This is a genomic window from Streptomyces sp. NPDC059816 (assembly GCF_042732055.1).
Taxonomy (GTDB): domain Bacteria; phylum Actinomycetota; class Actinomycetes; order Streptomycetales; family Streptomycetaceae; genus Streptomyces.
This window is the reverse complement of the sequence record NZ_JBHWIQ010000060.1, coordinates 1-8,483: the sequence shown is the minus strand read 5'-3', so window position 1 is coordinate 8,483 and position 8,483 is coordinate 1. Positions and strand designations below refer to the sequence as shown.

General features: G+C 67.4%; 9 protein-coding genes. 4 read left to right on the top strand and 5 right to left on the bottom strand.

Annotation, left to right across the window (positions count from 1 at the left end; all coding sequences use genetic code 11):
• Positions 1-106 precede the first annotated feature (106 nt).
• A complete protein-coding gene (gene dnaB / locus ACFV88_RS35820; protein ID WP_385496408.1) occupies positions 107-1,600 on the bottom strand; it encodes a replicative DNA helicase in 1,494 nt (497 codons plus the stop codon).
• 459 nt (positions 1,601-2,059) lie between these two features.
• Between dnaB and ACFV88_RS35815 the strand changes: the two genes are divergently transcribed.
• Positions 2,060-3,397 carry an MATE family efflux transporter gene (locus tag ACFV88_RS35815; protein WP_385496407.1) on the top strand — a complete coding sequence of 446 codons (1,338 nt, stop codon included), beginning with the start codon at positions 2,060-2,062 and terminating at the stop codon, positions 3,395-3,397.
• A 155-nt stretch (positions 3,398-3,552) separates the two neighbouring features.
• Here ACFV88_RS35815 and rplI read toward each other — a convergent pair whose 3' ends face one another.
• The 4 genes from rplI to rpsF all read right to left on the bottom strand — a co-directional run bounded on the left by rplI (position 3,553) and on the right by rpsF (position 5,266).
• The gene (gene rplI / locus ACFV88_RS35810; RefSeq protein WP_385496406.1) at positions 3,553-3,999 is read right to left on the bottom strand and encodes a 50S ribosomal protein L9; all 447 of its coding nucleotides are present in this window, start codon (positions 3,997-3,999) and stop codon (positions 3,553-3,555) included.
• A gap of 18 nt (positions 4,000-4,017) precedes the next feature.
• On the bottom strand, positions 4,018-4,254 hold the full coding sequence (gene rpsR / locus ACFV88_RS35805; protein ID WP_003949403.1) for a 30S ribosomal protein S18: 237 nt from the start codon (positions 4,252-4,254) through the stop codon (positions 4,018-4,020).
• A gap of 49 nt (positions 4,255-4,303) precedes the next feature.
• Positions 4,304-4,903 (bottom strand): single-stranded DNA-binding protein, encoded by a 600-nt coding sequence (locus tag ACFV88_RS35800; RefSeq protein ID WP_385496405.1) that lies wholly within the window; start codon positions 4,901-4,903, stop codon positions 4,304-4,306.
• A 72-nt stretch (positions 4,904-4,975) separates the two neighbouring features.
• Positions 4,976-5,266 (bottom strand): 30S ribosomal protein S6, encoded by a 291-nt coding sequence (gene rpsF, locus ACFV88_RS35795; protein WP_006604399.1) that lies wholly within the window; start codon positions 5,264-5,266, stop codon positions 4,976-4,978.
• Between the two features lie 260 nt (positions 5,267-5,526).
• On the opposite strand from rpsF, the gene ACFV88_RS35790 reads away from it, so the two are divergent.
• From ACFV88_RS35790 to ACFV88_RS35780, 3 genes are all read left to right on the top strand, one after another.
• Positions 5,527-5,841, top strand: a complete 315-nt coding sequence (locus ACFV88_RS35790) for a hypothetical protein (RefSeq protein ID WP_385496404.1) — start codon at positions 5,527-5,529, stop codon at positions 5,839-5,841.
• Positions 5,842-5,998: 157 nt separating this feature from the next.
• Positions 5,999-7,120, top strand: coding sequence for a lipid II:glycine glycyltransferase FemX (locus tag ACFV88_RS35785; RefSeq protein WP_385496403.1), 1,122 nt, complete (start codon positions 5,999-6,001; stop codon positions 7,118-7,120).
• 116 nt (positions 7,121-7,236) lie between these two features.
• Entirely contained in the window at positions 7,237-8,268 is a 1,032-nt protein-coding gene (locus tag ACFV88_RS35780) for an alanine racemase (RefSeq protein WP_385496402.1), read from the top strand.
• Positions 8,269-8,483 lie beyond the last annotated feature (215 nt).

Here is an 8,483-nt window from a genome sequence, read left to right as displayed (position 1 = left end):
GTGACGTCATGACCTGCGAATCTCAAGACCGTGTCACATCCGACTCTGATCCGACATCGGTCGTGAGATTCCGACATGAAATCTGAGACCCTACAAAGTTCCCGCTCTACGTCTGGGCCATGTCCACGAAGCGGGAGTAGTGACCCTGGAACGCAACTGTGATCGTCGCAGTGGGCCCGTTTCGGTGCTTGGCCACGATCAGGTCGGCCTCACCCGCACGAGGTGACTCCTTCTCGTAGGCGTCCTCCCGGTGCAGCAGGATCACCATGTCGGCGTCCTGCTCGATGGAACCCGACTCGCGGAGGTCGGACACCATGGGCTTCTTGTCGGTGCGCTGCTCGGGGCCACGGTTCAGCTGGGAGAGGGCGATCACCGGGACCTCCAGCTCCTTGGCGAGGAGCTTCAGGTTCCGGGACATGTCCGAGACCTCCTGCTGGCGGCTCTCGGCCCGCTTCGAACCGCCCGACTGCATCAGCTGGAGGTAGTCGATGACGACCAGTCTGAGGTCGTTGCGCTGCTTCAGCCGGCGGCACTTGGCACGGATCTCCATCATCGACAGGTTCGGTGAGTCGTCGATGTACAGCGGGGCCGCCGAGACGTCGGGCATCCTGCGGGCCAGCCGGGTCCAGTCGTCGTCGGTCATCGTTCCGGACCGCATGTGGTGCAGCGCCACCCGGGCCTCGGCGGACAGCAGACGCATCGCGATCTCGTTGCGCCCCATTTCGAGGGAGAAGATCACGCTCGGCAGGTTGTTCTTGATGGAGGCCGCACGGGCGAAGTCCAGGGCGAGCGTCGACTTTCCCATCGCGGGGCGGGCGGCGATGACGATCATCTGGCCGGGGTGCAGCCCGTTGGTGAGGGAGTCGAAGTCGGTGAACCCGGTCGGCACACCGGTCATCTCGCCGCTGCGCGAGCCGATCGCCTCGATCTCGTCGAGCGCGCCCTCCATGATGTCGCCGAGCGGCAGGTAGTCCTCGCTGGTGCGCTGCTCGGTGACGGCGTAGATCTCCGCCTGTGCGCTGTTGACGATCTCGTCGACGTCCCCGTCGGCCGCGTACCCCATCTGTGTGATGCGGGTGCCCGCCTCGACCAGGCGGCGCAGTACGGCCCGTTCGTGCACGATCTCGGCGTAGTACTCGGCATTGGCGGCGGTGGGCACCGTCTGGACCAGGCCGTGCAGGTAGGAGGCACCACCGACCCGGGTGATCTCCCCGCGTTTGGTGAGCTCCGCCGCGACGGTGATGGGGTCGGCCGGCTCGCCCTTGGCGTAGAGGTCCAGGATCGCCTGGTAGATCGTCTCGTGCGCGGGCCGGTAGAAGTCGTGGCCCTTGATGACCTCGACGACGTCGGCGATGGCGTCCTTGGACAGCAGCATGCCGCCGAGCACGGACTGTTCGGCGTCGAGGTCCTGCGGCGGCACCCGTTCGAACGCCGGTCCGGCGCCGTCCCAGGCTCCTTCACCGCCGCGGTCGTGGCGATCGTCCCGACCTCGGCGGCGTTCACGGTCGCGGTCCCGGTCACCGCGCTGGCGGGAGACGGGTAGCCGGTCACTGGGACCGCTGTCGGCCCACGGCTCGTCCAAGGGCTCGGAAATGCTCACCGGGCCACCTCCTCCCGTCCGCCGAGCGGACCTCGCCGTGCCCCTCATTCCTACGGCACGACACTGACAAATATGAGGCCCGACTCCAGCTGCGACGCGTCGGTTTTGCGAGGATTCCGACGCCGGGGGAGAGGACGGGCGCCGGACCACGGTAGGCCCGCGGCCACCGTCAGCCAATCTGGTTATCCACAGGCTCTGTGGATAACAGCCCTCACGCTGTGGAGAAACTGCCGAAACCTGTGCACGAGCCGGTGGACAGTCCTGTGAACAAGACCTCGTCCATCTTCACCAACCCTGTCTGACCTGGCTTTTTACCATCCACCGGCTGTGCAGAAGAAAAACTTTCCCGAGCAGACCAAGATCTACGGAAACTCCACGACACCAGGGGCCACACGCTCCCCAATGTAAGGACTCATAGCTAGTTGCATCTCTTACCTGTGGACGATTACCTTGGTGCCCATGACACAGGCCCCCGTGACGACCAAGGCTGCCCGGCGCCGGCACGACCGCGAAATCGTCACCCTGGCCGTTCCCGCCTTCGGTGCACTCGTCGCCGAGCCCCTGTTCCTGATGGCCGACAGTGCGATCGTCGGCCACCTCGGTACCGCACAACTCGCCGGACTCGCCATCGCCTCGGCCCTGTTGTTGACCGCGGTGAGCGTCTTCGTCTTCCTCGCCTACGCCACCACCGCCACTGTCTCCCGCAAGGTCGGCGCGGGCGATCTCCAAGGAGCCATACGTCAGGGTGTCGACGGGGTCTGGCTCGCCATCCTGCTCGGAGTGGTCGTCACCGCCCTCACCCTGCCCACGGCTCCCGCCCTGGTCCAGTTGTTCGGCGCCTCCGACACGGCCGCTCCCCACGCGCTGACCTATCTACGGATCTCGGCCCTCGGCATACCCGCCATGCTGATCGTCCTTGCCGCAACCGGCATCCTCCGGGGCCTCCAGAACACCAAGACCCCGCTGTACGTCGCCATCGGCGGCTTCGTGGCGAACGCGGTGTTCAATGTGGTCCTCGTCTACGGCGCGGGCTTCGGCATCGCCGGTTCCGCCTGGGGCACGGTCATCGCCCAATGGGGCATGGCCACCGTCTACGGCTACGTGGTCGTCCGAGGAGCCCGGCGCCACGGTGCTTCCCTACGGCCGGACGCAGCAGGCATACGTGCCAGCGCCCGGACCGGAGCCCCGCTCCTCGTGCGCACGCTCTCGCTCCGGCTGATCATGATCATCGCTACCGCCGTGGCCGCACGGCTCGGCGACGCGGACGTGGCAGCGCACCAGATCGTGCTGAACCTGTGGACCCTGCTCGCCTTCGCCCTCGATGCGATCGCCATCGCCGGTCAAGCCATCATCGGCCGCTACCTGGGGGCGAACGACCCCGAAGGGGCCAAAGCCGTCTGCCGTCGGATGGTGCAGTGGGGAGTGATCTCCGGCATCGTCCTGGGCGCCCTGGTCGTCCTCACCAGTCCGCTGTACATCCCGCTGTTCAGTAGCGATTCCGCGGTACGGGACGCCGCCCTTCCCGCGCTGATCGTGATCGCCGTCGCCCAACCGATCTGCGGCATCGTCTTCGTCCTCGATGGAGTTCTCATGGGAGCCGGAGACGGCCCCTACCTCGCGGGCGCCATGGTGATCACCTTGGTGGCCTTCCTCCCGATGGTGCTCCTCGTCCCGGTTCTCGACGGCGGTCTCACCGCCGTCTGGGTCGCGATGAGCCTGATGATGGTGGTGCGCATGCTGACGCTCTGGCTGCGCTCTCGATCCGGCCGCTGGATCGTGACGGGCGCCACCCGCTGAACGGCGGACGCCACCCGCTGAGCACCGCATGTTTCACGTGAAACCGGACGTCGGGGCCGTCTCGACCAGCCGGCGGGCCCGGACGAACGAGTGGGGCCACACCCCGAAGGGTGTGGCCCCACTCATTGAGCGTGAAGGCTCAGTGCAACACGGCCTCAGGCCGCGACGACCTCGACGTTGACCTTGGCGGCCACCTCGGGGTGCAGACGCACGGACGTCGCGTGGGCGCCCAGCGTCTTGATCGGCGAGCCCAGCTCGATGCGGCGCTTGTCGACCTCGGGACCGCCCGCAGCCTTGATCGCCGAAGCGACGTCGGCCGGGGTGACGGAACCGAAGAGACGACCGGCGTCACCGGAGCGGACGGCCAGACGGACCTTGACACCTTCGAGGCGGGCCTTGATCTCGTTGGCCTGCTCGATGGTGGCGATCTCGTGGATCTTGCGGGCGCGGCGGATCTGCGCCACGTCCTTCTCGCCACCCTTGGTCCAGCGGATCGCGAAGTTCCGCGGGATCAGGTAGTTGCGAGCGTAACCGTCCTTGACGTCAACGACGTCGCCAGCGGTACCGAGGCCGGAGACCTCGTGGGTGAGGATGATCTTCATGTTTCGGTCACCCTTCCCTTATCGCGCGGTGGAGGTGTAGGGCAGCAGCGCCATCTCACGGCTGTTCTTCACGGCCGTGGCGACGTCACGCTGGTGCTGCGTGCAGTTGCCGGTCACGCGGCGGGCACGGATCTTGCCGCGGTCGGAAATGAACTTCCGCAGCATGTTCGTGTCCTTGTAGTCCACGTACGTGACCTTGTCCTTGCAGAATGCGCAGACCTTCTTCTTCGGCTTGCGCACAGGCGGCTTCGCCATGGTGATTCTCCTGTGTGATCAAGAAGTGGGGTACGGGCCCCGCCCTTAGTTAGAAGGGGGGCTCGTCCGAGTAGCCGCCGCCACTGCCGCCGCTGGAGCTTCCGCCCCAGCCGCCACCGCCGCTGCCGCCCTGCTGCTGGCCGCCACCGGACGGAGCTCCGGTCGCCCAGGGATCGTCGGCGGGAGCGCCGCCGCCCTGCTGCTGACCGCCACCGGGGCCGCCGCCCCAGTTGCCGCCCTGCTGGCCGCCACCACCGCCGCCGTACCCGCCCTGGCCACCGCGACCGGTGGTCTTGGTGACCTTGGCCGTGGCGTTCTTCAGGCTGGGGCCGACTTCCTCGACGTCCAGCTCGTAGACCGTGCGCTTGACACCCTCACGGTCCTCGTACGACCGCTGCTTCAGTCGGCCCTGCACGACGACGCGCATGCCTCGCTGAAGCGACTCTGCGACGTTCTCCGCCGCCTGACGCCAGACCGAGCAGGTGAGGAACAGGCTCTCGCCGTCCTTCCACTCATTGGTCTGCTTGTCAAAGGTGCGGGGCGTGGACGCGACACGGAACTTCGCGACCGCCGCACCGGAGGGGGTGAAGCGCAGCTCGGGGTCTTCGACAAGATTGCCGACGACCGTGATGACGGTCTCGCCTGCCATGGGGAACCTCTCGGCGATTGCTGCTGGCTGCTTGTGCTGCTACTCGATGCCCGGAACCGCTGAGCCGGTGGCTCAGTGGGTCTCGGGACGGAGGACCTTGGTCCGGAGGACCGACTCGTTCAGGTTCATCTGTCGGTCGAGCTCCTTGACGACCGCAGGCTCAGCCTGGAGGTCGATGACCGAGTAGATGCCCTCGGGCTTCTTCTTGATCTCGTACGAGAGCCGACGACGGCCCCAGGTGTCGACCTTCTCCACCTTGCCGTTGCCCTCGCGGACCACGGAAAGGAAGTTCTCGATCAGGGGGGAGACAGCGCGCTCCTCCAGATCGGGGTCGAGGATGACCATCACCTCGTAGTGACGCATGTGGAACCCACCTCCTCTGGACTCAACGGCCACGGTCGTTCCGTGGCAGGAGGGTTGTGATGCGTACGCAACGGTATCGGCCACCACTGACAGTCAGGCCCCTCAGCGGGACCGGGCAGCTCACGGGCAGACACCGGTGCAGACGGTACAGACTACCCGCACACCCGCTTCCGGTTGAAATCCGCCGGTACCCCGTCGCACTCTGTATGCATCGGGTTGTAGGGCGCTACCACGCGCCGCCCTTCCGCAGGAGGTGCCCCATGGCACAGGCAATGCGACCGAACACCGGTGTCTCGATCATCGCCACCGACGGCAAGCCCCATCCGCTCCAGGACACGCTCGTCGTGGTCACCCTGGTCCTGGGCCTGACGGCCGCCATCAGCTCGATCTGGAGCGGTCTGCACCTGCTCAGCTCCTGGGCAGGTCTGGCCGGCATCCTGCTGGGCGGATACGGCCAGTACATCTCGGAGACCACCCGCGAACGGTTCGGCCTGATCCTGGGTCTCGGCGCCTCGGCCTTCGGTTTCTTCATCGGCATGGCCCACGGCGGTCTCTTCGGCGGCCTCATCGGCTGACGGGCCCGCGGTCGGTCGCCCGTCAAGCCGACGGGGCCGTATCCGCGGAACAGGCCGTACGGGCCAGTCGGGGCGCTCCCCGGGCGCAGTAGGCTTCGGCGCGAGAGCCGGAGCCCCTGTCAGCATGGGGACATACGAGCCCGAGGAGCGCCCCCGCATGAGCCTGACCCTGAGGACCATCAGCCGAGAGCAGCATCTGGCCTACATCCAGAGCCTGCCCTCGGCAAGCCACATGCAGGTTCCGGCCTGGGCTGACGTCAAGGCCGAGTGGCGCTCCGAGAGTCTCGGGTGGTTCGACCCGAGAACCGGTGCGATGGTGGGCGCCGGTCTCGTGCTGTACCGGCAACTCCCCAAGATCAAGCGCTATCTCGCCTATCTGCCCGAGGGCCCGGTCATCAACTGGTTCGCACCGAACCTGGACGACTGGCTGCGGCCGATGCTCGCGCACCTGAAGCAACAGGGCGCGTTCTCCGTGAAGATGGGCCCGCCGGTGATCATCCGCCGCTGGGAGTCCACCTCCATCAAGAGGGGCATCCAGGACCCGGACGTCAAGCGACTGCGGGACGTCGAGGCCGACTTCATCGAGCCGCGCGCCTTCGAGGTGGCCGACCGGCTGCGTCGCATGGGGTGGCAGCAGGGCGAGGACGGCGGTGCCGGCTTCGGTGACGTGCAGCCCCGCTACATCTTCCAGGTGCCGCTCGCGAACCGTTCCCTGGAGGACGTCCACAAGGGCTTCAACCAGTTGTGGCGACGGAACATCAAGAAGGCCGAGAAGGCGGGCGTCGAGGTCGTCCAGGGCGGTTACCACGACCTGGAGGAGTGGCAGCGGCTGTACGAGATCACCGCCGTTCGCGACCGCTTCCGGCCCCGTCCCCTCTCGTACTTCCAGCGCATGTGGACGACCCTCAACACCGAGGACCCCAACCGCATGCGCCTGTACTTCGCGCGCCACGGTCACGACAACCTGGCGGCGGCGACGATGCTCGTGGTCGGCGGACACGTCTGGTACTCGTACGGGGCGTCCGACAACAAGGGCCGGGAGTTCCGCCCGTCGAACGCCATGCAGTGGCGCATGCTGCGGGACGCCTACGCGCTCGGGGCGACCGTCTACGACCTGCGGGGGATTTCGGACTCGTTGGACGAGTCCGACCACCTCTTCGGGTTGATCCAGTTCAAGGTCGGCACCGGCGGGCAGGCCGCCGAGTACCTGGGTGAGTGGGACTTCCCGCTGAACAAGCTGCTCCACAAGGCACTCGACATCTACATGTCGCGTCGCTGAGCCGACCGCTCGTCCCCTCCGGTGTGCCGGCGTTCCGGGGCACTTGGCAGAATCCTGTCCATTATCTCTGTTATCTCTGTTTCACGGCAGCCACGAGAAAGGTTCCGGGACCGGCCATGGCGCTCACGCTCAATGTCGATACCGCGCGCTGGCGGGCACATCACAAGCACGTGCTCGAACAGTTCCCGGGCATCGTCCCGGTGTGCAAGGGCAACGGATACGGGTTCGGTCACGAACGGCTCGCCGAGGAGGCCACCCGTTTCGGCTCGGACGTCCTCGCCGTGGGAACCACCTACGAAGCCGCGCGGATCAAGGACTGGTTCAGTGGTGACCTGCTGGTCCTGACCCCGTTCCGACGGGGCGAGGAACCGGTGCCGCTGCCCGACCGGGTGATCCGTTCGGTGTCCTCGGTGGACGGCGTGCACGGCCTGGTGGGTGCCCGTGTCGTCATCGAGGTCATGTCGACGATGAAGCGGCACGGGGTGAGCGAGCAGGACCTCCCGCAGCTGCACGCCGCGATCGAGGACGTCCGGCTGGAGGGCTTCGCCATCCACCTGCCGTTGGACCGCGCCGACGGCTCGGACGCCGTCGAGGAGGTCATCGGCTGGATGGACCGACTCCGCGCGGCCCGGCTGCCGTTGCACACCATGTTCGTCAGCCATCTGCGGGCGGAGGAGTTGGCCCGGCTCCAGCAGCAGTTCCCGCAGACCCGGTTCCGCGCGCGGATCGGTACGCGCCTGTGGCTGGGGGACCACGACGCCACGGAGTACCGCGGCGCGGTCCTCGACGTCACCCGGGTGGCCAAGGGCGAGCGGTTCGGCTACCGCCAGCAGAAGGTGGCCTCCGACGGCTATCTGGTGGTCGTCGCCGGCGGCACCTCGCACGGAGTGGGCCTGGAGGCCCCGAAGGCCCTGCACGGAGTGATGCCCCGGGCCAAGGGGGTGGCCCGCGCGGGACTGGCGACGGTGAACCGCAACCTCTCGCCGTTCGTGTGGGGCGGCAAGCAGCGCTGGTTCGCGGAGCCCCCGCACATGCAGGTGTCGATCCTGTTCGTGCCCTCGGACGCGCCCGAGCCGAGGGTGGGCGACGAGTTGGTGGCGCACCTGCGGCACACCACCACGCAGTTCGACCGCCTCGTGGAGCGCTGAGCCGGTTTCCCTACGCCCTTGCCGGTCCCCGAGGGCTCCCGTCGCGCCTCCTGACCGCTCAGGGGCCCGCAGGAGGCCCACGGGCGGCTGCGGGGCAGCGAGGGCCGGGGTCGACGTCGTTCGGGCCCGTAACGCGCAGACCACCGTTCCGCGTACCCGACGCGGTACGGGTGAGGGCGGCACACGATCAGATCGTGTGCCGCCCTCACCCGTAC